We start from the raw sequence: 21,717 nt of genomic DNA on the forward strand, positions 1-21,717 counted from the left end.
CTACTAAGACGCGTCGTAGTATCGAACAGGGTTTTGCTGTTCTTTAATCGCATCTTCAATAACCGCGGTGTGAACTTCATCATCATAGCCGTCGCGCTGTTCAGGCTTAATGCCCAGACGCTCGAATAAACGTAAATCGGCATCTGCTTCAGGGTTCGCTGTGGTCAGCAGTTTTTCACCATAGAAGATTGAGTTAGCACCGGCGAGAAAGCACAACGCCTGCATTTCATCGTTCATGTCTTCACGGCCGGCGGACAAACGTACATGCGAAGCTGGCATTAAAATACGGGCTACGGCAACGGTACGCACAAATTCAAAGTTATCTAAGTCTTCCAGTTTGGCAAAAGGCGTGCCTTCTACTTTAACCAGCATATTAATCGGTACGCTTTCCGGGTGCTTAGGCAGATTCGCCAACTGCACTAATAAAGAGGCACGGTCGGTGACGCTCTCGCCCATACCAACAATGCCTCCGGCACAGACTTTCATACCTGCGTCTCGCACATTATTCAGCGTATTAAGGCGATCCTGATAAGTTCGGGTGGTAATGATGTCACCATAGAACTCCGGAGAGGTATCGAGGTTGTGGTTGTAATAATCAAGACCGGCCTGCTGCAGCATTTTTGCCTGTTCATTACTTAACATGCCAAGTGTCATACAGCTTTCCAAACCCAATGCTTTCACGCCTTTGATCATTTCAATGACGTAAGGCATATCGCGGTCTTTCGGATTACGCCAGGCGGCGCCCATGCAAAAACGGCTCGCGCCCTTCTCTTTCGCTGCCTGTGCTTCAGCCAGCACACTTTCAACTGCCATCAGGCGCTCGCGATCCAACCCGGTGTGATAATGGGCGCTCTGCGGGCAATACTTACAGTCTTCGGGGCAGGCACCGGTTTTAATCGACAACAAGGTACTGACCTGAACTTCGTTCGGGTTAAAGTGCTGGCGATGCACTGTTTGTGCTTCGAAAACTAAATCGTTCAACGGCATCTGCAAAAGATTCTGAACTTCTTCAATGGTCCAGTCGTTACGAATTTGTGGCATGGTAAATCTCGTGTGCTTGGCAAATTATGGTCGACTAGAATAATCCAGCTCGATACACTGTCAATATACTTTCAGTTTAATACTTTACAATAGTTTAATTTATGAGCAAAAGCGATATTGAGTTTGATCGACAGCACATTTGGCACCCATATACCTCTATGCTGAACCCCTTACCTGCTTATAAAGTTGAGTCAGCAAAAGGTTGCAGATTAACTCTGGATACCGGCCATGAGGTGGTTGATGGCATGTCTTCCTGGTGGGCTGTTATTCACGGATACCGCAATCCACGCTTAGATGCCGTTGCTCACCGTCAGATAGATAAAATGAGCCACGTTATGTTTGGCGGTATCACGCATCAACCCGCGATTGATCTTGCTCGACGTCTTATTGAACTGACTCCTGAGCCTCTACAACGAGTATTTATTGCCGATTCAGGCTCTGTCAGCGTTGAAGTTGCCATAAAAATGGCCTTGCAGTTCTGGCTGGCGCAAGAACGTCCGGAGAAGCACCGACTACTAACCATAAAAGGCGGCTACCACGGCGACACGTTTAAAGCGATGTCGGTTTGCGACCCGGTCAACGGCATGCACCATCTTTTTAACAGAGCTATTAACTCCCAGCTTTTTGCTGAAGCCCCCAGACTAACCCCGGACGATGACTGGGCAGAGACGGCTGGTGACGAACTCAGACACTGGTTCGAGCAACACCACCATGAGTTGGCGGCGGTTATTCTTGAACCTGTTGTTCAGGGAGCCGGTGGCATGCGTTTTTATCACCCTGAATACCTAAGGCTAATACGCCAGCTTTGCGACGATTTTGATGTATTACTGATAGCGGATGAAATTGCAACAGGGTTTGGTCGTACCGGCAAGTTATTCGCCTGTGAACACGCTGGAATTACGCCTGATGTTCTCTGCGTTGGTAAAGCTCTGACCGGTGGTTACATGACGCTGGCAGCCACGCTAACCACGAAACAGGTAGCAGAAACCATTGGTCACGGCCCCGGCGGAGGCGCATTAATGCACGGCCCTACTTTTATGGGGAATCCTTTAGCCTGCGCGGTTGCAGCTGAGTCACTGGCGATTATTGCTGAGGGTAAGTGGCAGCAACAGGTTGCTGAAATTGAAGCTCAGTTAAAGCAGCAACTTCTTCCCCTGGCTGAATGTGATGCAGTAAAAGACGCACGAGTTTTTGGGGCTATTGGCGTATTAGAAATGCACCACCCCATTGATGTTGCCATTGCGCAGAAGCGTTTTATTGAATTAGGGGTATGGATACGCCCGTTCGGACGCTTACTTTATATTATGCCGCCTTATGTTATTTCTACGAACGAGCTCAGCCGTTTAACCGTTGCCATGAAAGACTACGTTGAAACTCAGAGCTCTATTAAAGCTTAATAACCAAAGAAATAAACCGACAAGCCACCCAAACAACTCATGATCAGTATCAGGATATTGATCCACAAATGCTGTTTGTCCTTGCGAAAAAGAACATAATTAAGAACAAAGCTGAGCAGACTCACACAAAGGCCAATAACTAAAAGAATAACGAATAAGTCACCTAATGTGATGAGCCAGTCTTCGCGAACAGGAATACCAAAAATTTCAGTCAAAATGGTATCGCGCTCAGGTTTTGCATAATTGAAAACGATAGCGGCAACGACAAAGATAAACCAGCCGAAAATAGACAGCCATCCCAGAACACGGGACCAAAATGGTACCTGCTTTAAATCCGCTAAGGATCCCCTTTTCATAATTTTTCTCTCGGTTATCAGGGGTTATACTTGAGTCTGCGCCAAAGCGCGGTAACATAGCAACCTTTCTATAGCAAAATAGTGTAAATTTCGGAGAAAACCAACTCATGTCGTATGCTTCTGTAGTGGATGTTCTGACGGGAAAAGTCGCTGTCGATGAGACCGTCACAGTCCGGGGCTGGGTACGCACCCGCCGTGACTCGAAAGCCGGTATTTCATTTATTAACTTGCACGATGGCTCATGCTTTGATGCCATTCAGGCCGTGGTTCCGGCAGAACTTCCCAATTACAGTAATGAAGTGCAGAAACTGACGACCGGTTGTTCTGTAGCTATTACCGGTGTTGTTGTCCCTTCTCAGGGCAAAGGTCAGTCATTTGAACTGCAGGCAACCAAAGTTCATGTATATGGCTGGGTGGAAGATCCCGATACCTACCCTATGGCTCCTAAACGTCATAGCATGGAATACTTACGTGAATACGCGCATTTGCGTCCGCGTACCAACATTACCGGTGCGGTCATGCGTGTTCGTAATGCGTTATCTCAGGCTATTCATCGCTTCTTCCATGAGGAAGGTTATTTGTGGGTGAGTACACCAATCATCACGACTTCCGATTGTGAAGGTGCCGGTGAGATGTTCCGTGTTTCAACACTGGACATGCTGAATATCCCGAAAACAGATAAAGGCGAAGTCGACTACTCTGAAGACTTTTTCGGTAAAGAAGCGTTTTTAACGGTGTCGGGTCAGCTGAACGTAGAGTCTTACGCTTGCTCTTTATCTAAAGTTTATACATTCGGCCCAACCTTCCGTGCTGAAAACTCGAACACCAGCCGTCACTTGTCTGAATTCTGGATGGTAGAACCCGAGCTGGCGTTTGCAACTTTAGATGATGTTGCCGGCTTAGCCGAAGCCATGCTTAAGTATGTGTTTAAAGCCGTTCTGGAAGAGCGCCCGGACGACATGGCGTTCTTTGCCGAACGCATTAACTCTGACGCTATCAGCCGTTTAGAAGCCATTGTAAATAATGACTTTGTGCACATGGATTACACCGACGCCATTGAGATACTGAAGAACTGCGATAGAAAATTCGAATACGCGGTTGAATGGGGTGTGGATTTACAATCAGAGCACGAGCGTTATTTAGCTGAAGAACATGTCGGCGCACCAATTATTCTGAAAAACTATCCGCGCGATATTAAAGCCTTTTACATGCGCCAGAACGAAGATGGCAAAACCGTTGCCGCTATGGACGTTTTAGCGCCGGGTATTGGGGAAATTATCGGTGGTTCCGCCCGTGAAGAACGTTTAGACATTCTTGACCAGCGAATTGACGAAATGAACCTGCCAAAAGAAGAATACGGCTTCTACCGCGATTTGCGTCGTTACGGTACCGTTCCTCACGCCGGTTTTGGCCTGGGTTTTGAGCGCTTAGTGGCTTATGTCACCGGCGTACAAAATATTCGTGACGTTATACCTTTCCCACGGGCTCCGAAAAGTGCCGAATTTTAATCCAGCACTAAGTCATTACCGTTCATAAAAAACGGTGATGAATCTTTCTGAGGCTTTATTGGCGTAGGGACTGCAGGTGTCCCTACGTACAGAAAGCCGACAATGGCGTCGTCCACAGACAATCCCAACTGCTCCTTGATAAAGTCGTCCTCGGCCATCCATCCGGTACGCCAAATAGCACCTATACCTTGTGCAAAGGCCGCTTGCTGCATGCCGTGAGTGGCACAGGCAACCGTACACAGTTGCTCATCACGGGGGACTTTCGGGTGCTCCTGAAAACGCAGACAAGAAACAATTATCGTTGGGGCCCGAAATGGCAGCTGCCCAGCCTGCTCTATGACCGTTTCTGAAAAGTCGCTAAGACGCGCAGCCTGCTGGTAGATATCCGCCAGAACCTGCCTCTCTTTTCCCTGAAACTGAATAAACTGATATGGCGTTAGTCCCATATGATCAGGCGCACGAACAGCTGCGGCCTTAATTAACTCCAGTTGCTCTATAGTAGGACCGGGTTCACTCAAACGCGGCATGGAGGAACGGCTGGTTAATAACTCTTCGGCATTCATACTTCACCTTATTCAATGTGTAATGGTTAGTTACATTCTCTGACTGGTCTGTTACTCGCACATTCGATATGCTAAGGCCTGTTTTTATTAGCTAATGAGAATTTAAATATGCGCTCAATCTTCAGTTATTTGTGGAAAATAATCAACGGTACGCGCAAGGTCATTTTGAACCTTGTATTCTTTTTAATCCTCGCGGTTTTTCTCGTTAGTCTATTTAGCGGAGAGGATCCTATCGAAGTACCGGAGAATGGCATTCTGGTTCTTAACCCTAATGGCATGCTGGTTGAAGAGAAGACTTGGGTTGATCCTTTTAGTCAATTCCTGAATGAAGCTATGGGAAGCAGTGATGATATCCCCGAAGTTCTGTTATCTGATGTGGTCGACTCAATTGAGAAAGCCAAAACAGACGAACGTATAGGCGCACTGTATTTAAACTTACAAAACTTGTACCCAAGCGGACTCAATAAGTTACAGGCAGTTGCCGAGGCTCTTGACGATTTCCGTACCTCTGGTAAACCCATTATCAGTAATGCTGATTACTATGATCAGCATCAGTATTATCTTGCAGCGCATGCAGATCAGCTTTACCTAAACCCAATGGGCGGAGTTGTATTTGAAGGGCTTGATTACACTCAACTTTACTTTAAGGACTTACTCGACAAGCTTAAAGTTCAGCCTCAAGTCTTTAAGGTCGGTAAATTTAAAGCGGCTGTTGAACCTTTTATTCGTAACGACATGTCTGATGAAGCACGTGAAGCCAATGAGTTTCTTTATTCAGCTTTGTGGGATAGCTTCCGCACCGATGTGACAGCGGCCCGTAACATTAATCCGTTGGTTACCAGTGGTAAAGTTGATGATTACATGTCGGCCTTTAACAGTGCCAATGGCGATATGGCCAAAATGGCGCTAGAAACAAACATGGTTGATGCGCTGCGTACACGTACCGAAGTTCGTAACGAGCTCATCAATTTAGCCGGATACGACAAAGAAGAAGATACCTTCCGTCATATTACCTACGACAACTATCTGGCGACTGAAATGGAAGTCCCGGAAAGCCTGCAACCGACAGATCGTAGCCAGATCGCGGTTGTTGTTGCTCGTGGGCAAATCGTTAACGGTTCGCAAAAAGCCGGTATGATTGGTGGTGACAGCACCGCAAAACTGATTCGTGAAGCACGCAATAACAAGCAGACGAAAGCGATTGTGCTGCGCATAGACAGCCCCGGCGGAAGTGCCTTTGCCTCTGAAATTATCCGTCAGGAAATCCTCCAGGCAAAAGAAGCCGGTATTCCGGTTGTGGCATCAATGAGCACCGTGGCAGCATCTGGTGGTTATTGGATAGCAGCAGATGCCGATAAAATTGTGGCCGCACCAACTACCATTACCGGTTCAATTGGTGTCTTTGGCCTGTTAATGACTTTAGAAGACAGTCTGGCTGCTATTGGCGTTCATAGCGATACTGTCAGTACGACTGAGATACAAGGTTTAAACCCACTGGAAGAAATGACTGATTACCAAAAGAAATTGGTGCAAAGCTCGGTTGAAGCCACCTATGAAGACTTTTTGACTATTGTCAGCAAGGCTCGCAACATGTCCCGCGACGATGTGCATGAAGTTGCTCAGGGCCGCATCTGGACGGGTAAACAAGCAATGGAGCGTGGATTAGTTGACCAACTTGGAGACTTTGACGACTCAGTAGCTGCGGCCGCTGAGCTGGCTGCCATTGATGATTACGATGTAAAAATTGTTCAACAAGAGTTGTCATCGAAAGAGCAATTTTTTGCCAACATGTTTAACAGCTCTTCAGAGTACCTCCCTGTTCCATCTGTTGGTGGTGAGGCTCAACACTGGTTAATGGGTACACTTAATAAAGTGAAATCTGAAACTGCGGTTTTACAAAACTTTAATGATCCTAAAAATGTTTACTCTTACTGTGCACTCTGCCTTCAACCGCGATAGAATTATCGCGGTTATTTCGCAGAGCACAGGAGTGAACTTTGCCTCGTAAAAAGATTTATGTCGCATACACTGGCGGCACCATAGGTATGAAAAAATCAGCTCAGGGTTATGTTCCGGTTGCGGGACACCTGAGCCGGTGCGTTGAAAACATGCCGGAGTTTTTCCGGGAAGAAATGCCCGAATTTACCATTAATGAATATTCACCATTAATGGACTCATCAAATATGGCGCCGTCTGACTGGGTGACCATTGCTCGTGATATAGAAAGGAACTACGACGATTACGATGGTTTCGTCATTTTGCACGGTACCGATACCATGGCTTATACGGCGTCGGCTTTGTCCTTTATGCTACAAAATTTGAGTAAACCCGTTATTGTAACTGGTTCACAGATACCTTTAGCCGCCCTGCGATCTGATGGACAGACCAACTTGCTCAATTCGCTTTATGTGGCTGCGAACTACCCTATTCCTGAAGTTGGTTTGTTCTTTAATAATACGCTTTACCGGGGGAATCGCTCGACCAAAGCAGACGCTAACGGATTTAATGCTTTTGCCTCCCCTAACTACCCTTCCTTACTTGAAGCAGGAATCCAGATTCAGTTAAACGCAGGAGAGCTCTCAGAGCCCTCAAACCAGCCATTAAAAGTCATTGAAATGACCCCTCAGCCAATCGGTGTGGTCATGCTTTATCCGGGAATATCCGCTGAAATTATAAAAAACCAGCTGCAACAACCGGTAAAAGCCATGATTCTACAAAGCTACGGTGTCGGCAATGCGCCACAAGACGATGCACTGCTGACTAGCCTGAAAGAAGGAATTAACCAGGGGATTACCATTCTAAACTGTACTCAATGCTTTCGCGGCCGGGTCAATATGGACGGCTATGCGACCGGCAATGCTCTGGCTGAAATAGGTATCGTGTCCGGGGCAAATATGACCATTGAGGCGGCACTGACTAAATTGCATTATCTGCTGTCACAAGATTTGAGCCTGAGTAAAATGCAGAAATTGTTACAGAAGAATTTACGTGGCGAATTAACTCCGCCATAATTTGACGCAGCTTAAATAATAATAAGAAAAATTATGGCAAATTCATCACCTGCGTTCGCAACACGATTAGGGTTTATATTAGCTGCCGCTGGCTCAGCGGTTGGTGTTGGTAATATTTGGGGCTTCCCTACCCAGGCCGCCAGTAATGGCGGCGGTGCTTTTCTATTGGTCTATCTGATTATGATTGTTTTACTGGCATACCCTATGCTGGTAGCCGAAATAACCATTGGCCGTATACGACGTCAGAACCCAATAGAAGCATTACGTAACTTATCCAGTAAACCCTTTTTAAGAGGCTCAGGTGCTATCGCCGGGGTCATCGGCCTTATTGTCTTAAGCTTAATATTGAGTTTTTACGCCATTGTATCGGGGTGGCTTGTTTCTTATATGCTGGCACCACTGATGGTTTTAATCGGTCAGCCTGAAACTGCTCTATGGTTTACAGAGTTTTCGGTTTCCCGAAATATAACTACCATGATATTTTTTATGCTGTTAACCGTTTACGTTGTACGTTCTGGTGTAAACAACGGCATAGAACGCTGGTCCAGACGATTAATGCCATTATTGTTCATATTGTTGATTGGCATGTCCGCTTACATTTTAACGCAGGACGGTGCGATACAGGGCCTGAAAATGTATCTGCTTCCCGACTTCTCAACAATTACCGATCCGAACCTGATTATTCGGGCTATGGGGCAGGCATTCTTCTCTTTGTCGCTCGGTGTTTGTGTCATGATGACGTACGGTGCGTACCTTTCAAACTCCGAGAACATACCCAAAACAGCAGCCTGGGTAGCAGGCATTGATACCAGCGTTGCGTTTTTAGCTGGCCTGCTCATTCTACCAGCGATGTTCGTAGCACAATCTAATGGCATCACCATTTATGCAGACGATGGTACTCTGCTTTCGGCGGATACTTTAGTTTTCACCGTATTACCTGCGATGTTTGATGCACTAGGTTACGCTGGACTATTTATGTCTTTTGGCTTTTTCCTGCTAATGGTTATTGCCGCTATTACCTCATCTATTTCTATGCTGGAAGCACCGGTCAATGCATTACGCGAAGAAGCAAACTGCGACCGTAGTAGTGGCGTCTGGATCATTGCGCTTATCGTAACCGCTATTTCCACGACGATAATCTATAATTTTGAGTTACTTTTTGGCGCCGTTATTACCTTTAGCACGGTTTATATGCAACCAATAATGGCTTTAGTGTTCGGTGTTATGCTGACCTGGGTATTACGTCAAAATTATTTATTAAAAGCGTTAAAACAAGGCTCACCAGACATTGATAAAAGCTTATTCTGGAAGGTATGGCCGTGGTACGTAAAGTTCATTTGTCCGATACTGATTCTGCTGGTTATCTGGCGCGGTTAATAACCGTTGCAAAGGCTCTTCAATAAGTTGAAGAGCCTTTTTTATATAAGCCAATTAGATAACAAACATATCCATAAATTCGTTAACCGCAATATTCTCAAAAGACTGCTGCTGACTGCATTGGTCAAAAATCGATTTAACCCGGGGCTCAGGGAAACGAGTCGCTAAATTCGCTTTAAACTTGCTTTCTAGCACAGGAAAGCCCTCTTCCCGGCGCCGTCTGTGCCCTATCGGATATTCCACCACAACTTTTTCAGTATGAGTTCCATCTTTGAAGAATACCTGTAACGCATTGGCTATAGAACGCTTTTCCGGGTCGTGATAATCCTGGCTAAATTGCTTATCTTCAAGCACTTCAATTTTTTCACGAATTCGATCAATAACCGGGTTATTTTTATGAAAGCTATTCTCGTAGTGATCAGCTGTTAACTCGCCGAAAATTAGCGGTACCGCAGTCATGTATTGCAAACAATGATCTCTGTCCGCCGGATTAGCCAGCTTCCCCTGTTTTGAAATGATTCTAATAGCCGACTCATGAGTCGTTATCTCAACTTTCTCAATATCATCAATTCTGCCTTTAACTTCTGAGTGCAATGTCACCGCAGCTTCACAGGCAGTCTGAGCATGAAACTCCGCCGGGAAAGACAATTTAAATAAAATATTTTCCATTACGTAACTGCCGTAGTCACGCTGAAACTTAAATTTCCAATCCTCTTTCGGTTTCAACTGCTGGTCTTTATTGGTCTTATTAAACAGCACATCGTAAAAGCCCCACTGCGGAGCCGTTAATGCCCCGGGAATTCCCATTTCACCGCGCATGGTTATGTCGGCCAAACGTACAGCTCTTGATGTGGCATCGCCGGCAGCCCAGGATTTACGCGAACCGGCATTAGGTGCGTGCCGATAGGTTCTCAACGACTGACCATCAACCCAGGCTTGCGAGACAGCAGCCATAATCTGCTCTCTGGAGCCACCCATTAACCAGGTAACCACAGCTGTCGAGGCTACCTTCACCAACACAACATGGTCCAGACCAACCCGGTTAAAACTGTTTTCTATGGCTAAATTACCCTGAATTTCATGAGCTTTAATCATCGCTTCTAAAACGGTTTTCATGGTTAAAGGCTTCTCACCTTTAGACACTCGCTTTTGCGAAATATAGTCAGCGGTTGCCAGTATGCCGCCTAAATTATCAGAAGGATGCCCCCACTCGGCTGCCAGCCAGGTGTCATTAAAGTCCAGCCAACGAATAATACAACCTATATCCCAGGCTGCTTTAGCAGGGTCCATACGGAACTGGGTACCCGGCACCCGAGCGCCGTTTGGAACCGTGGTTCCTTCAACCAGAGGACCTAAATGTTTACTGCATTCAGGAAAACGCAGTGCTAATAAGCCACACCCCAGGGTATCCATCAGGCAGTTACGAGCCGTATTCCACGCTTCCTCATTGTCTACTTTGTAATCGATAACATAGTCTGCAATGGTTTGAATGACTTCGTCGTAGTCGGGACGTTCATTACTTTCAACGGTTGTACTCATCACTGACTCCTTAGTTAATTTTATTATCAGAACGGGCTATCCGTTTGTCTATATGTACCCTGAAAAGTGCCTTTTTGATCGCCATGAACTGTTAAGAAACAGGAAGAAAAGGATAAAAAAAACCCGGAACCAATCCAGATTGTTCCGGGTATAGGGGAATGGCTCAAAGGTTGAGCCGTGCGCTAACTCATGACAAAAACACTGCATTAGGTCGCATAAAATTCATTCGGTAAACTTCAGTTTAGACAATATCAAAGGGATGTCTAATTTTTTTAAGAAATTTTTTATCTTACTGTTTTTGAATAATTTTAACCAAAAAGAACACAGGTTATACACAGCTAATTAAGAGTTAGCGAACAGTTTATAATAGTTAGCTGTCGTGGTCTTAGCCACCTCTTCTAACGTAATGCCTTTTACGTCAGCCACGCATTTTGCAACGTCGACAACATAGGCTGGCTGGTTCTCTTTACCACGATGAGGAACCGGCGCTAACCAGGGACTGTCGGTCTCAATTAAAAGTTTTTCCAGTGGCAATGCTTTGATTGTGTCACGCAGTTCCTGAGCGTTCCGGAACGAAGCAATACCGGAAATAGAAATAAAGAAATCGAGATCATCAATGGCTTTTTTTGCCATCTCAAGAGACTCGGTAAAACAATGCAAGACACCACCAGGCTTTTCAGCATGGCCATTTCTTAATAATGACAAGGTGTCCTGCTGAGCATCGCGCGTATGAATAATCAGTGGTTTGTTAACGTCGTTGGCTATTTCAATATGTTGCTCGAAATTCTCCTGCTGTAGTACTTTTGATTCAGGATGGTAAAAGTAATCGAGCCCGGTCTCTCCTACCGCAACAACGCTATTCAGTGCTGTTAGCTCACGCAATTTAGCACCTAACTCAGCTATTGGAGTCTTACTGTCTTTCACATACAGAGGATGCACACCACAAGAAATTGAAACATCATCGAATTCGGCCACAGCAACCTGCATGGCTGGAAAGTCTTCGAGGGTAACGCATACACACAGCATGTGTTCAACCTTATTCGCACGTGCCGCTGCAACAATTTCTTTTAAATCGGCACCCGCTTTTTCAGGGTTGATTTTATCCAAATGACAGTGTGAGTCGACGAACATAGATAGCTCCACTTAGCGTTGATTTGAGTGACAAAAGTCGTTAACCAGTTGGTGGAAGAGTTTACCATATTCGTTTGTATGATGGCGGCAAAGGTAACGAAGATGATGAATCAAGGCTTGCTGTGAAGGCAGAACAGCGACAGCCAACCAGTTCTTTAGTTCTCCAGCCTCAAAACGAAAAACCACGCTCACCTCTAAACATAGAGGTTTACCTTCTATGTCCGGGCATTGGAACTCTAATCTGGCTCTGTCATCTACCGCAATATCGGTTGTTTCGCTGTTGATCAGCAAAGTAAGGGACTGAAATTCAGGAACAACATGAGCAGCAAGCTCTGTTGCGGATTGTGGGCTTAATTTTAGCGTCAGCATGACAACTCCGTTTTACGGAGTCGCTACGCTGAAAGAGTATTTGACCAGCGACTCCAGGCAAAACTTAATAATAACGGCAAATTGATCCCCGTTGAGCCCTGATATCGCTGACGTAGCTGTCGGCATTCGGATACCCATTCACTCAGCTGCGCGACATTGACCCACTCATAGTTGCTGATGTGTTGTAATTCGTCCGCCAATTGCTGATAACGCAAACGCGTAGCCGCAGCTCGTTGGCTAATCAACAACCAATCCATTAATAAGTTCTCGGAAACATCCAGCCAGCTTAATGCGCCATCTTTATCTTTTAACAGGGGTAATTCCTGCTGTCCCCGTAGTCCGGCCAGCAGCTGCTTTGCAAAAGTCACCTGCTCGTCGCTTTGTACGGTTGTCGGATAGGCAATGCTCAGCCACTGCATACGGCTTCTTAAGGTGGGCAGTAAGCGCTCGGCATCTTTAGTTGAAACCAGCCAATGTGTATCGGCCGGAGGTTCTTCCAGAACTTTCAGCAGTGCGTTGCCAGCCTGTTCTGTCATTTTTTCCGCTTCGAGTATGACAGCGACTTTTAATCCGTTCTGGTTCGCTGTCTGCGTTACGTTTTGTTGCAATTCGCGTACCGTATCAACACCTATTCGATTAACTTGTGCACCATCAATAGTCCAGGTATCCGGATGATTACCCGATAGGTAAAGTAAACAGGATTTACATTTCCCGCAGGCACTTTTGCCTGGTTGCTTACACAACAGAAATTGATTCAGGCGCTGAATAAACTCAGTCGAACCGCCATCAACATTATGCTGTAAGTAGTAAGCATGAGCCAGACGTCCGGCTTCAGCACTCGCTACTAATCTTAACCAGGGTTCTCGCAGCCAGGGAAAAGCCATTAAAACAGATACTCCTCAATTGCTCTCAATATTGACTGATGCACATCCAGCATAGACTGATTCGCATCAATGACAATAATGCTTGGATCTTTAGCCGCAATATTCAAATAGCGTTGCCGGGTTCGTTGAAAAAAGGCTAAATCTTCTTCTTCAATACGATCCAGCTCCCCTCGCTCACGCGCTCGCTCAAGACCTTTCTTTTCTTCAACATCAAGTAGTAGTGTTAAATCGGGGGTGAAATTCCCTAAAGTGATTTTCCGGATCTTTTGCAACAATTCATCACCGAGTTCGCGCCCTCCCCCTTGGTAGGCTCTGGAAGATAAATCATGGCGATCACCAATAACCCAACGGTTTTTGGATAACGCGGGTTTTATAATATTATCCACCAGCTGAACCCGGCTGGCATACATAAGTAAAAGCTCTGTCGTGGGGCTGACTTTTTCTTCCCACTTCTTTTTTACCAGATCCCGCAGCGATTCCGCTAACGGTGTACCGCCTGGTTCACGAACTGTTTCAACCTGAACTCCTTTCGCCTGAAGATGCGTGACAACACTTGCGATAGCCGAACTTTTACCGGCTCCTTCGAGTCCTTCAATAACAATAAACTTTCCTGACATAATCACTCTTGATTCAGTTGATATCGGCGTACAGCCTGTTGATGTTCTTCCAGTGTTTCCGAGAAAACATGGCCACCTGATTTATCCGCAACAAAATAATAGTACGGAGAACGTGCCGGATTTGCTGCTGCTTTAATTGAGGCTTTGCCGGGCATCGCAATTGGTGTTGGCGGTAATCCGTTAATTCGATAAGTATTGTATTCTGTTTTCTCGCGCAAATGAGTACGAGTCAGATTGCCGTCAAAATTTTCAATACCATAGATTGTCGTCGGATCAGACTGCAACCGCATGCCGACAGCTAAACGATTGGCAAATACGCTTGCAACCAGCGGACGTTCATCGGCCAAACCGGTTTCTTTCTCAATAATAGAAGCCAGTATCAGCAATTCGTAAGGTGAGTTTACAGGGCATCTGTCTGAACGCTCTTGCCAGGCATTTTCCAGCACCTGCTGCATAGATTGGTACGCTTGCTTCAGAATAGCAATATCCGTTGTGTAAGCTCTGTAACTGTAGGTTTCAGGTAATAAAACACCTTCAATAGAGGTTTCTGTAACGCCCAGCTTTTGCCTGAGTTCCGCCGGATCCAATTCAGAAGACTCATCTTTTAGGTAAGGTAGCTGTTTTAGTTGAGCTCTCCACTGCTCGAGAGTCAATCCTTCAACCAGAGTCACAGTAAAGGTTTTTTCCCGCCCTTGAGTCAAAATACTCCAGACATCAAACCAGCTTTGTTGTCCGTTAATTTCATAAAGGCCAGCTTGCAAATGGTCGACATCGTCAAAAACCTGACTCAGGCGATAAATTAATGCAGAGTTCCCCTTCTCAAAGTGCTCTGTTACTTGAATGGTTACGCTACGGGCAGTTGCTCCTCCTCTAAAATCTAACAATAGAGGCGTACTAGCGTCACTTTGTATTGGCTGAGATAAATACCAGCGCCCGGATACAAAGACAGCCACGACCGAAACCACAAAAGCTGCAACAAGCAGCGCTAAAATAAGACGTTTTTTCATAATATAAGCTGCTCTAATACCGCCGGCAATTTACTCTTATCCAATACTTTACCATTAAACTGAGTGACCGTAACAGCGCCTCTGACACTGTTGCTGAGGATAATCTGCTCAACGTCAGCTAACTCATTCAATGAAAAATGACCGATACGCAAAGGCGCAAGCATGTCTTCATCAATAATCAACTGGCGAATAATTCCTTGTACACCGGAAAAACTCAGATCGGGGGTGTACCATTGCCCTTGTTTGTACCAAAAAACATTTCCCTGTATGGCTTCGACAACATTACCTTCCGAGTCGCAGACCAGTAAATCGTCATATTCAGAAACGCTGCGCTCCTGAGTCAACAGAACCTGCTCCAGCCTATTTAATGTTTTTAAACCGGCCAGCTTAGGTTGTCTGGCTAAGTTCAATTCAGCAACACCAAGACTAACCGATTTAAGGTTACCCGGAGCATCACTTACCTGAATATATTCATTCGCCACTGCGCCGTCTGAAAAGCCATACCCTCGGCCACCATAACCTCTAGTGACAATAACCTTACACACACCGTTTTCAATGCCATCACAAGCGTTAAGGATACGCTGATGCAAAAAGTTAAAGTTTGGATGGTTTATAAATAAACGGGTATTAGCTTCAGACAGTCGGTTCAAATGTCGCTTTATATGCAAAGGCACACCTTGAACAACTCGTATGGTTGTAAAGTGCCCGTCACCGAACTGCAGCCCTCTGTCTATTTCAGAACAATGGAAAGGCGTATTATTAAGTAGTATTTTTCTTATTGTCATAACAAAAAAGGCGGAACCAATGGCTCCGCCTTTTATATCACGTTCTACGACAAATTAGTCGTTAGAATGATTATTTACGTAATCGATAGCTGATTGAACTGTTTTAATTTTTTCAGCTTCTTCGTCTGGAATTTCAGTTTCAAATTCTTCTTCCAAAGCCATTACCAGTTCAACTGTGTCTAAAGAATCAGCACCCAGGTCATTTTCAAATGACGCTTCAGGCTTAACTTCTTCTTCTTTAACACCTAATTGTTCAACAATGATTTTTTTAACGCGTTCTTCAATAGTACTCATGATTATAAAATCCCTCAATAGTCATCGCGAGAGTGAAAATTGGCTGTAGTGTAGTGAAACCAGCCTCATTAATAAAGTAAAAAATAGCATAAAGTTAAGAGGTCGTACCGCTAACCTCTTAAACCATCGCCATACCACCATTAACGTGAATGGTTTCACCAGTGATATAAGCTGCACCTTCTGATGCTAAAAATGCTACCGCAGCAGCAATTTCCTTTGGCTCGCCTAAACGTGCTGCCGGAATATTATCAAAAATAGCCTGTTTTTGCTCATCATTCAGAGCTTTTGTCATATCTGTATCAATAAAGCCAGGCGCAACACAGTTCACGGTAATGCCGCGCGCTGCAACTTCTTTAGCCATTGCCTTACTGAAACCAACCAGTCCGGCTTTCGCCGCACAATAGTTAACCTGCCCCGGGTTTCCTGTTGTGCCAACAACTGAACTGATATTAATAATACGGCCATTACGGCGCTTCATCATGCCGCGTACAACCGCCTTACAAACTTTAAATACGGCTGACAAGTTCGTGTTTAAGACAGCATCCCATTCGTCGTCTTTCATTCGCATCATCAGGTTATCGCGGGTAATGCCGGCGTTATTCACCAGAATATCAATAGAACCGTACTCTGATTCAATCTCTTTAATAACCTGCTGCAGACTATCAGAATCGGTTACATCCAACGCCAGGCCCTTGCCTTTTGAACCAAGATATTCGGAGATTGCAGCTGCACCTTTATCAGAGGTCGCTGTACCAATAACTTTCGCTCCCTGACTAGCAAGCAGTTCAGCTATTGCTTTTCCTATTCCCCGGCTTGCGCCTGTAACTAATGCGACTTTATTTTCAAAGTTTTGCACGTAAATAACCTTTTTATTAAAGTGAGTTCAAAGAGTCTAGCGTATTCAACGCACTACAACCAAAAGCCTTAGTAATACGCTTGTTTAATCCAGTCAGTACTTTTCCCGGACCAACTTCATAGGCTGTTTCGACATCCAATTTCGCAATCTGTTCAATCGTTTCAGTCCAGCGAACAGGGCGATAGAGCTGACGCACCAAGGCATCTTTAATGGCATCTTCGCTATCAGCTATTGCAACGTCCACATTATTAATGACCGGGGTGTGTGGCTGTTTCAACTTTATCGACTTTAACGCGTCGGCCAATTGACTGGCTGCTGGCTGCATCAAAGCACAGTGTGACGGCACGCTAACAGGTAATGGCAAAACCCGTTTAGCTCCGGCTTCCTTTAAAGCTTCTGCAGCGCGAGCTACGGCGTCTGCATGTCCTGCTATAACCACCTGCCCCGGCGAATTATAATTAACCGGAGTTACTATTTGTTCTCCTGCCTGCTCTAAACAAATTTTTTCAATTTCGGCATCTTCCAGGCCAATAACCGCGGCCATAGCGCCTTCACCTTCGGCTACGGCTTGCTGCATAAACTCGCCGCGCAGGGCTACAAGTTTAACCGCGTCAGTAAATTCTAATGCTCCGGCACATACTAGCGCTGAATACTCACCCAGACTATGCCCGGCCATAACGGTAACGTCGGCCAACCCTTTCTCTTTAGCTACACGGTATAGTGCAACGCTGGCAGTTAATAACGCAGGCTGTGTCCGTTGCGTTTCATTCAACTGCTGCTCAGGTCCCTGTTGTACCAACTGCCAAAGGTCATAATCCAAAACACTGCTGGCCTCTGCGAATGTTTCTTTCACTAATGCAAAATCATTCGACAATTCACTTAACATGCCAACGCTTTGAGAGCCTTGCCCCGGAAATAACAATGCCGTTTTAGTCATAATCATCCTCTTAATATTGAACGAGCGCCGAACCCCATGCAAAACCGCCGCCAAAAGCCTCTAGCAAGAGTTTCTGACCACGCTTAATACGTCCGTCCTTAACCGCCCAATCAAGTGCAATTGGTACCGATGCCGCAGAAGTATTCCCTGTTGCGTCCAGAGTAATTACCACGCGCTCCATCGGCATCTGTAATTTTTTCGCTGTTGCATTAATAATACGTAAATTTGCCTGATGCGGAATCAACCAGTCTAAATCATGCGCCTGTAATTGATTTTCCGCTAAAGTTTCGGTCACTAAACTACTGAGTTTTGAAACCGCAACTTTAAAAACTTCGTTACCTTTCATGTACATCCAGGCGTTCTCTGTACCGCGGTCTGACGCTCTGGAGGCTTGTTTGGCCCCTAATAAGTGACTGTATTCGCCTGCACTAAATAGATGAGTGGAGATAATTCCGGGAGTGTCACTTTGTTCCAGGACAACGGCTCCGCCACCATCACCAAAAAGCACCACGGTATTGCGATCATTAGGGTCACATAAACGCGCCAATACATCAGTACCAATAACCAGAATACGTTGATGTTGTCCGCTTTTAATAAACTGGTCAGCGACAGAAAGCGCATAAATAAAGCCAGAGCATGCTGCTCCAACGTCGAAAGCCGGAATAGATGTGACGCCCAGCATTCGTTGAATTTCACAGGCCGCACTAGGAAAAGCGTGCTCGGCCGATGTGGTCGCCACCACAATCATATCGATATCGCGGGGGCTTAAACCGGCGGCAGCCAGTGCTTCTTTTGCCGCTTCATAACCTACAGTCGCTGCGGTTTCATTAGGTGCCGCAATGCGCCGTTCTTTAATACCGGTTCTTTCTGTTATCCATTCGTCAGACGTGTCAACCCGCTGGGAGAGTTCTTCATTAGTAAGCCGTTGCTCGGGCAGATAGTGCCCGGTACCAACAATTTTTGCATAAGTCATAGCGCTACTTAACTGATTACAGCTGTTCTGATAAGACTGCTTCGACACGATGTTTAATTCGCTCAGGAAGCTGTTCATGCGCTTCTGCGACGGCTTGTTGAATTGCACTATAAAAAGCGCCGGCGCTAGCGCTACCGTGACTTTTTATCACGACATGGCGCAATCCTATCAGACTCGCACCATTGTAGTGGTCGGGCTTCAGCCTATCCCAGGACTTGTGCGTCCGTTTTTGTAAAAAACGAAAGAAAAAACGATAAAGCCAGTGCGAATTTAGTGTGTCCCGCATTTGATCGATAATGAATGTTGCCAGACCTTCGCAGCTTTTAAGTGCTACATTACCGACAAAACCATCACAAACCACAACATCAGCTCTGCCACTAAATAAATGATTACCTTCAATAAAACCAATGTAGTTTAGCTGCTCACATTGAGCGAGTCTGGCCGCTGCATTGCGCACAACATCATTACCTTTGATGTCTTCTTCACCCATATTTAACAGGCTAATTTTAGGAGCTGGTACACCCGATAAATATTCAGCGGCCACAGCACCCATAACACCAAACTGAAACAAGGTTTCTGAATCACAGCTGGCATTAGCACCTAAATCAAGCAAATAAGATTTTCCGCCGGTTTGATTCGGCAAAGCCGTCATCAACGCCGGGCGCAACACGCCAGGAAGCGTTTTAAGTGTAAAGTAAGCATTAGTCATCAACGCGCCAGTATTGCCACCGCTTACCATTGCCTGACAATTACCGTCGGTTAGGCTTTGCAGCGCAACGCGCATGGAGGACTCAGGTTTACTACGCAGAGACTGGCCCGGTTTATCATCCATTTCGATAACTTGTTCTGCATGAACAAGATTTATGGAAGGATGCGAGCTTAAATTGAATTTATCGAGTAACGGGGTGAGTTGTTGCTCATGCCCGACAACGGTGAATTTAACATCGGGATACCGATGAACCGCTTTTTCCAGGGCTTCTATAACAATAGAGGGGCCGTTATCGCCCCCCATTGCATCAATCGCTATGTTCAGTTCAGGCATGGCCTGTCTTACTTGTTAACGACCTTACGACCCTTGTAATAACCGTCGGCTGTTACGTGGTGACGACGATGCGTCTCACCCGTAGTTGAGTCAACCGACAGTGTTGGGCCGTCTATTGCATCGTGTGAACGACGCATGTCGCGTCTTGAACGACTTTTCTTACTTTTTTGAACAGCCATTTACGCTATCTCCTGATTATTTACGCTTCAATTCTTGCAATACGGCAAACGGGTTCTCAGACTCTTCAGCAGCTGATTCGTCAATTTCGCCCCACGTCATCGCATCACGATCCACCTGACATGCCTTAGCGTCGTGCTTAGGAACTATTGGCATAGCCAGAATTAATTCGTCTTCAACAAGCCCATGCAGGTTAACTTCTCCAAAGTCGTTTACCTCAATAGCTTCGTAGCTATCGGGAAAGTCATCTGCCACCTGTCGCTTAGTGACAGGAGCATACGCAAATTGCGCGAGAATATCAACATCCAGGGGCGTATTACAGCGTTCACAAAGTACTTTTACAGCAACTTTTGCTTTCCCTGTAAAATAACTAATGCCCTGCTCATCAATTCCAAACTCAACACTGGCCTCAGGATCGGGGCAAGGTTCTACCAAACTTTCCTGAAGTCTTGTTAATGTTTTTCCAGGCACAACCCCATCATATGCCACTTTCTTGTTGGCACTTTTGACTGGGTCTACTGTTACGGGAATACGAACTTTTTGCATAGCGCGCGAATGTTAACGAAGTTCCGCTTTACTGACAAGGGAAATCTGTCGTTAATCCTTATTTAGAGGGTTAATTCCGTGAGTTCTCAACATATCCAGTAAAGCGATAGCTGGTAACCCGATGAGTGTATTGGGGTCGTTGCCTTTTAAACCACTAAACAAACTGATTCCCAGCCCTTCGCTTTTGAAGCTGCCGGCACAATCAAAGGGATTTTCAAGTTCAACGTAACGTTCTATTTCTTCGGCAGTCAATTGACGAAACTCAACTTCAAACGGCTCTACTCTTACTTCGCATTGTTGAGCCTCTGTATTAAAAACAGCCAGCCCAGTATAAAAGGTTACCGTTTTGCCAATAAAGCTGGACAATTGTCGCACCGCATTTTCATGGTTGCCGGGTTTACCTAGAATATTGCCATCACAAACAGCAACCTGGTCGGAACCAATAATAATAGCGTTATCGTAAGTCATTCTCTTTTCAACTGCCCGGGCTTTTGCTTCTGCTAAACGCCCCACTAACTGTTGTGGGCTTTCTGAGCTAATCGCACTCTCATCTATGTCCGGCTTCACAACATCGTAGTTCAAGTGCAGTCTATCTAAAATTTCGCGACGGTACTTAGAACCTGATCCCAGAATTAATGGCAACGTCATAATGTCTCCCTGACAAGTTTATTGCTGAGTTCTGAAAGCGAATCGACCACTATTGTAGCACCGGCTTCGCGTAAACGTTCAGCGTCATGCACGCCAAAGCTTACACCAATTGCCTGTACACCAGCGGCAACCGCCATTTTCATATCGTGAACAGAGTCTCCAACCATTAGGGTGTGTTCAGGCTGAGTTTTAAGTTCATTCATAATTTCATAAAGCATCTGGGGGTCAGGCTTACCTTTAGTTTCACTGGCGCACCGCGAAGTATCAAAGTAATGTTCGGTTTCACTTTCCGCCCAGACTCGTTGTAATCCACGCCGAGCCTTGCCCGTCGCAACGGCCAAACGATAACCGGCATGGGATAACTGAGAAAGCACCGCTTTTGCATCGTGAAATAATGGCGACGGCGTTGTATTCAAGTCGACATATTCATCACGATACTGAGTCAAAAAACTATTCAGTTGTGCCGCGTTAAGCACGCCAAACAGTTTCTCTATTGCGGGTTCAAGGCTTAAACCAATAATATCTCTGACTGAAATCTCGGTCGGAACGGGTAACCCCGTATGCTGCGCTGTATTTTGCATAGATGACACAATTCGGCCAATGGAGTCCATTAAAGTGCCGTCCCAGTCAAACACCACAAGTCGCTTATCGTACATCAT

24 protein-coding genes are annotated in these 21,717 nt (G+C 45.7%); 5 read left to right on the top strand and 19 right to left on the bottom strand.

The annotated features are described in order from the left end of the window. Window positions 1-3: 3 nt before the first annotated feature. On the bottom strand, window positions 4-1,041 hold the full coding sequence (bioB, locus tag DEU30_RS03140) for a biotin synthase BioB (RefSeq protein ID WP_011234570.1): 1,038 nt from the start codon (window positions 1,039-1,041) through the stop codon (window positions 4-6). A gap of 101 nt (window positions 1,042-1,142) precedes the next feature. On the opposite strand from bioB, the gene bioA reads away from it, so the two are divergent. Next, complete coding sequence (bioA, locus tag DEU30_RS03145) at window positions 1,143-2,438, top strand: adenosylmethionine--8-amino-7-oxononanoate transaminase (protein WP_114981301.1); 1,296 nt, start codon at window positions 1,143-1,145, stop codon at window positions 2,436-2,438. Here the strand turns inward: bioA and DEU30_RS03150 are convergent. Beyond that, the gene (locus tag DEU30_RS03150; protein WP_011234572.1) at window positions 2,435-2,794 is read right to left on the bottom strand and encodes a hypothetical protein; all 360 of its coding nucleotides are present in this window, start codon (window positions 2,792-2,794) and stop codon (window positions 2,435-2,437) included. The genes bioA and DEU30_RS03150 overlap by 4 nt on opposite strands. Window positions 2,795-2,901: 107 nt before the next feature. On the opposite strand from DEU30_RS03150, the gene asnS reads away from it, so the two are divergent. Continuing rightward, window positions 2,902-4,302 carry an asparagine--tRNA ligase gene (gene asnS / locus DEU30_RS03155; RefSeq protein ID WP_011234573.1) on the top strand — a complete coding sequence of 467 codons (1,401 nt, stop codon included), beginning with the start codon at window positions 2,902-2,904 and terminating at the stop codon, window positions 4,300-4,302. Here the strand turns inward: asnS and DEU30_RS03160 are convergent. Then, complete coding sequence (locus DEU30_RS03160) at window positions 4,299-4,865, bottom strand: nitroreductase family protein (RefSeq protein ID WP_011234574.1); 567 nt, start codon at window positions 4,863-4,865, stop codon at window positions 4,299-4,301. The two genes, asnS and DEU30_RS03160, sit on opposite strands and share 4 nt — an antisense overlap. A 108-nt stretch (window positions 4,866-4,973) precedes the next feature. On the opposite strand from DEU30_RS03160, the gene sppA reads away from it, so the two are divergent. From sppA to DEU30_RS03175, 3 genes are read left to right on the top strand one after another with little or no spacing between them, the layout of a single operon-like run. After that, on the top strand, window positions 4,974-6,824 hold the full coding sequence (gene sppA / locus DEU30_RS03165) for a signal peptide peptidase SppA (protein ID WP_114981300.1): 1,851 nt from the start codon (window positions 4,974-4,976) through the stop codon (window positions 6,822-6,824). Window positions 6,825-6,862: 38 nt separating this feature from the next. Then, window positions 6,863-7,876 carry an asparaginase gene (gene ansA / locus DEU30_RS03170; protein WP_011234576.1) on the top strand — a complete coding sequence of 338 codons (1,014 nt, stop codon included), beginning with the start codon at window positions 6,863-6,865 and terminating at the stop codon, window positions 7,874-7,876. A 33-nt stretch (window positions 7,877-7,909) separates the two neighbouring features. After that, on the top strand, window positions 7,910-9,253 hold the full coding sequence (locus tag DEU30_RS03175; protein WP_011234577.1) for a sodium-dependent transporter: 1,344 nt from the start codon (window positions 7,910-7,912) through the stop codon (window positions 9,251-9,253). 54 nt (window positions 9,254-9,307) lie between these two features. Here DEU30_RS03175 and DEU30_RS03180 read toward each other — a convergent pair whose 3' ends face one another. The 16 genes from DEU30_RS03180 to DEU30_RS03255 all read right to left on the bottom strand — a co-directional run bounded on the left by DEU30_RS03180 (window position 9,308) and on the right by DEU30_RS03255 (window position 21,717). Further along, the gene (locus DEU30_RS03180) at window positions 9,308-10,792 is read right to left on the bottom strand and encodes a bifunctional 2-methylcitrate dehydratase/aconitate hydratase (RefSeq protein ID WP_114981299.1); all 1,485 of its coding nucleotides are present in this window, start codon (window positions 10,790-10,792) and stop codon (window positions 9,308-9,310) included. Between the two features lie 342 nt (window positions 10,793-11,134). Further along, window positions 11,135-11,923 carry a YchF/TatD family DNA exonuclease gene (locus DEU30_RS03185; RefSeq protein WP_114981298.1) on the bottom strand — a complete coding sequence of 263 codons (789 nt, stop codon included), beginning with the start codon at window positions 11,921-11,923 and terminating at the stop codon, window positions 11,135-11,137. 12 nt (window positions 11,924-11,935) lie between these two features. Next, entirely contained in the window at window positions 11,936-12,292 is a 357-nt protein-coding gene (locus DEU30_RS03190; RefSeq protein WP_114981297.1) for a hypothetical protein, read from the bottom strand. A gap of 23 nt (window positions 12,293-12,315) precedes the next feature. Beyond that, entirely contained in the window at window positions 12,316-13,176 is an 861-nt protein-coding gene (locus tag DEU30_RS03195) for a DNA polymerase III subunit delta' (RefSeq protein WP_114981296.1), read from the bottom strand. After that, entirely contained in the window at window positions 13,176-13,793 is a 618-nt protein-coding gene (gene tmk, locus DEU30_RS03200) for a dTMP kinase (RefSeq protein WP_114981295.1), read from the bottom strand. Before tmk ends, DEU30_RS03195 begins: the two co-directional genes overlap by 1 nt. A 2-nt stretch (window positions 13,794-13,795) precedes the next feature. Next, entirely contained in the window at window positions 13,796-14,800 is a 1,005-nt protein-coding gene (gene mltG, locus DEU30_RS03205) for an endolytic transglycosylase MltG (RefSeq protein WP_114981294.1), read from the bottom strand. Further along, entirely contained in the window at window positions 14,797-15,585 is a 789-nt protein-coding gene (gene pabC / locus DEU30_RS03210) for an aminodeoxychorismate lyase (RefSeq protein ID WP_082815474.1), read from the bottom strand. The genes mltG and pabC overlap by 4 nt, the downstream gene beginning before the upstream one ends. 54 nt (window positions 15,586-15,639) lie before the next feature. Then, window positions 15,640-15,879, bottom strand: coding sequence for an acyl carrier protein (gene acpP / locus DEU30_RS03215; RefSeq protein WP_011234585.1), 240 nt, complete (start codon window positions 15,877-15,879; stop codon window positions 15,640-15,642). A gap of 118 nt (window positions 15,880-15,997) precedes the next feature. Next, entirely contained in the window at window positions 15,998-16,735 is a 738-nt protein-coding gene (gene fabG, locus DEU30_RS03220; protein WP_011234586.1) for a 3-oxoacyl-ACP reductase FabG, read from the bottom strand. Between the two features lie 16 nt (window positions 16,736-16,751). Continuing rightward, complete coding sequence (fabD, locus tag DEU30_RS03225) at window positions 16,752-17,672, bottom strand: ACP S-malonyltransferase (protein WP_114981293.1); 921 nt, start codon at window positions 17,670-17,672, stop codon at window positions 16,752-16,754. A gap of 10 nt (window positions 17,673-17,682) precedes the next feature. After that, window positions 17,683-18,645, bottom strand: coding sequence for a beta-ketoacyl-ACP synthase III (locus DEU30_RS03230; RefSeq protein WP_114981292.1), 963 nt, complete (start codon window positions 18,643-18,645; stop codon window positions 17,683-17,685). Between the two features lie 16 nt (window positions 18,646-18,661). Next, window positions 18,662-19,687 carry a phosphate acyltransferase PlsX gene (gene plsX, locus DEU30_RS03235; protein ID WP_011234589.1) on the bottom strand — a complete coding sequence of 342 codons (1,026 nt, stop codon included), beginning with the start codon at window positions 19,685-19,687 and terminating at the stop codon, window positions 18,662-18,664. An 8-nt stretch (window positions 19,688-19,695) separates the two neighbouring features. After that, complete coding sequence (gene rpmF / locus DEU30_RS03240; RefSeq protein ID WP_011234590.1) at window positions 19,696-19,866, bottom strand: 50S ribosomal protein L32; 171 nt, start codon at window positions 19,864-19,866, stop codon at window positions 19,696-19,698. A gap of 16 nt (window positions 19,867-19,882) precedes the next feature. Then, window positions 19,883-20,410: a 23S rRNA accumulation protein YceD gene (gene yceD / locus DEU30_RS03245; RefSeq protein ID WP_011234591.1), complete on the bottom strand. Its 528-nt coding sequence runs from the start codon at window positions 20,408-20,410 to the stop codon at window positions 19,883-19,885. A gap of 51 nt (window positions 20,411-20,461) precedes the next feature. Then, the gene (locus DEU30_RS03250; RefSeq protein WP_034823118.1) at window positions 20,462-21,058 is read right to left on the bottom strand and encodes a Maf family protein; all 597 of its coding nucleotides are present in this window, start codon (window positions 21,056-21,058) and stop codon (window positions 20,462-20,464) included. Next, complete coding sequence (locus DEU30_RS03255; protein WP_114981291.1) at window positions 21,055-21,717, bottom strand: HAD-IA family hydrolase; 663 nt, start codon at window positions 21,715-21,717, stop codon at window positions 21,055-21,057. The genes DEU30_RS03250 and DEU30_RS03255 overlap by 4 nt, the downstream gene beginning before the upstream one ends.

Origin of the sequence: Idiomarina sp. 017G (assembly GCF_004362265.1) — a bacterium.
Taxonomy (GTDB): Bacteria; Pseudomonadota; Gammaproteobacteria; order Enterobacterales; family Alteromonadaceae; genus Idiomarina; species Idiomarina loihiensis.

Excerpts from the sequence above, each read along its gene's own strand:
- DEU30_RS03175 (WP_011234577.1), top strand. The coding sequence starts at position 7,910 with ATGGCAAATTCATCACCTGCGTTCGCAACACGATTAGGGTTTATATTA.
- DEU30_RS03255 (WP_114981291.1), bottom strand. The coding sequence starts at position 21,717 with ATGATGTACGATAAGCGACTTGTGGTGTTTGACTGGGACGGCACTTTA.
- bioB (WP_011234570.1), bottom strand. The coding sequence starts at position 1,041 with ATGCCACAAATTCGTAACGACTGGACCATTGAAGAAGTTCAGAATCTT.
- DEU30_RS03230 (WP_114981292.1), bottom strand. The coding sequence starts at position 18,645 with ATGACTTATGCAAAAATTGTTGGTACCGGGCACTATCTGCCCGAGCAA.
- tmk (WP_114981295.1), bottom strand. The coding sequence starts at position 13,793 with ATGTCAGGAAAGTTTATTGTTATTGAAGGACTCGAAGGAGCCGGTAAA.
- acpP (WP_011234585.1), bottom strand. The coding sequence starts at position 15,879 with ATGAGTACTATTGAAGAACGCGTTAAAAAAATCATTGTTGAACAATTA.
- sppA (WP_114981300.1), top strand. The coding sequence starts at position 4,974 with ATGCGCTCAATCTTCAGTTATTTGTGGAAAATAATCAACGGTACGCGC.
- fabD (WP_114981293.1), bottom strand. The coding sequence starts at position 17,672 with ATGACTAAAACGGCATTGTTATTTCCGGGGCAAGGCTCTCAAAGCGTT.
- mltG (WP_114981294.1), bottom strand. The coding sequence starts at position 14,800 with ATGAAAAAACGTCTTATTTTAGCGCTGCTTGTTGCAGCTTTTGTGGTT.
- DEU30_RS03150 (WP_011234572.1), bottom strand. The coding sequence starts at position 2,794 with ATGAAAAGGGGATCCTTAGCGGATTTAAAGCAGGTACCATTTTGGTCC.
- plsX (WP_011234589.1), bottom strand. The coding sequence starts at position 19,687 with ATGCCTGAACTGAACATAGCGATTGATGCAATGGGGGGCGATAACGGC.
- pabC (WP_082815474.1), bottom strand. The coding sequence starts at position 15,585 with ATGACAATAAGAAAAATACTACTTAATAATACGCCTTTCCATTGTTCT.
- rpmF (WP_011234590.1), bottom strand. The coding sequence starts at position 19,866 with ATGGCTGTTCAAAAAAGTAAGAAAAGTCGTTCAAGACGCGACATGCGT.
- DEU30_RS03195 (WP_114981296.1), bottom strand. The coding sequence starts at position 13,176 with ATGGCTTTTCCCTGGCTGCGAGAACCCTGGTTAAGATTAGTAGCGAGT.
- yceD (WP_011234591.1), bottom strand. The coding sequence starts at position 20,410 with ATGCAAAAAGTTCGTATTCCCGTAACAGTAGACCCAGTCAAAAGTGCC.
- DEU30_RS03180 (WP_114981299.1), bottom strand. The coding sequence starts at position 10,792 with ATGAGTACAACCGTTGAAAGTAATGAACGTCCCGACTACGACGAAGTC.
- DEU30_RS03185 (WP_114981298.1), bottom strand. The coding sequence starts at position 11,923 with ATGTTCGTCGACTCACACTGTCATTTGGATAAAATCAACCCTGAAAAA.
- DEU30_RS03190 (WP_114981297.1), bottom strand. The coding sequence starts at position 12,292 with ATGCTGACGCTAAAATTAAGCCCACAATCCGCAACAGAGCTTGCTGCT.
- asnS (WP_011234573.1), top strand. The coding sequence starts at position 2,902 with ATGTCGTATGCTTCTGTAGTGGATGTTCTGACGGGAAAAGTCGCTGTC.
- bioA (WP_114981301.1), top strand. The coding sequence starts at position 1,143 with ATGAGCAAAAGCGATATTGAGTTTGATCGACAGCACATTTGGCACCCA.
- DEU30_RS03160 (WP_011234574.1), bottom strand. The coding sequence starts at position 4,865 with ATGAATGCCGAAGAGTTATTAACCAGCCGTTCCTCCATGCCGCGTTTG.
- DEU30_RS03250 (WP_034823118.1), bottom strand. The coding sequence starts at position 21,058 with ATGACGTTGCCATTAATTCTGGGATCAGGTTCTAAGTACCGTCGCGAA.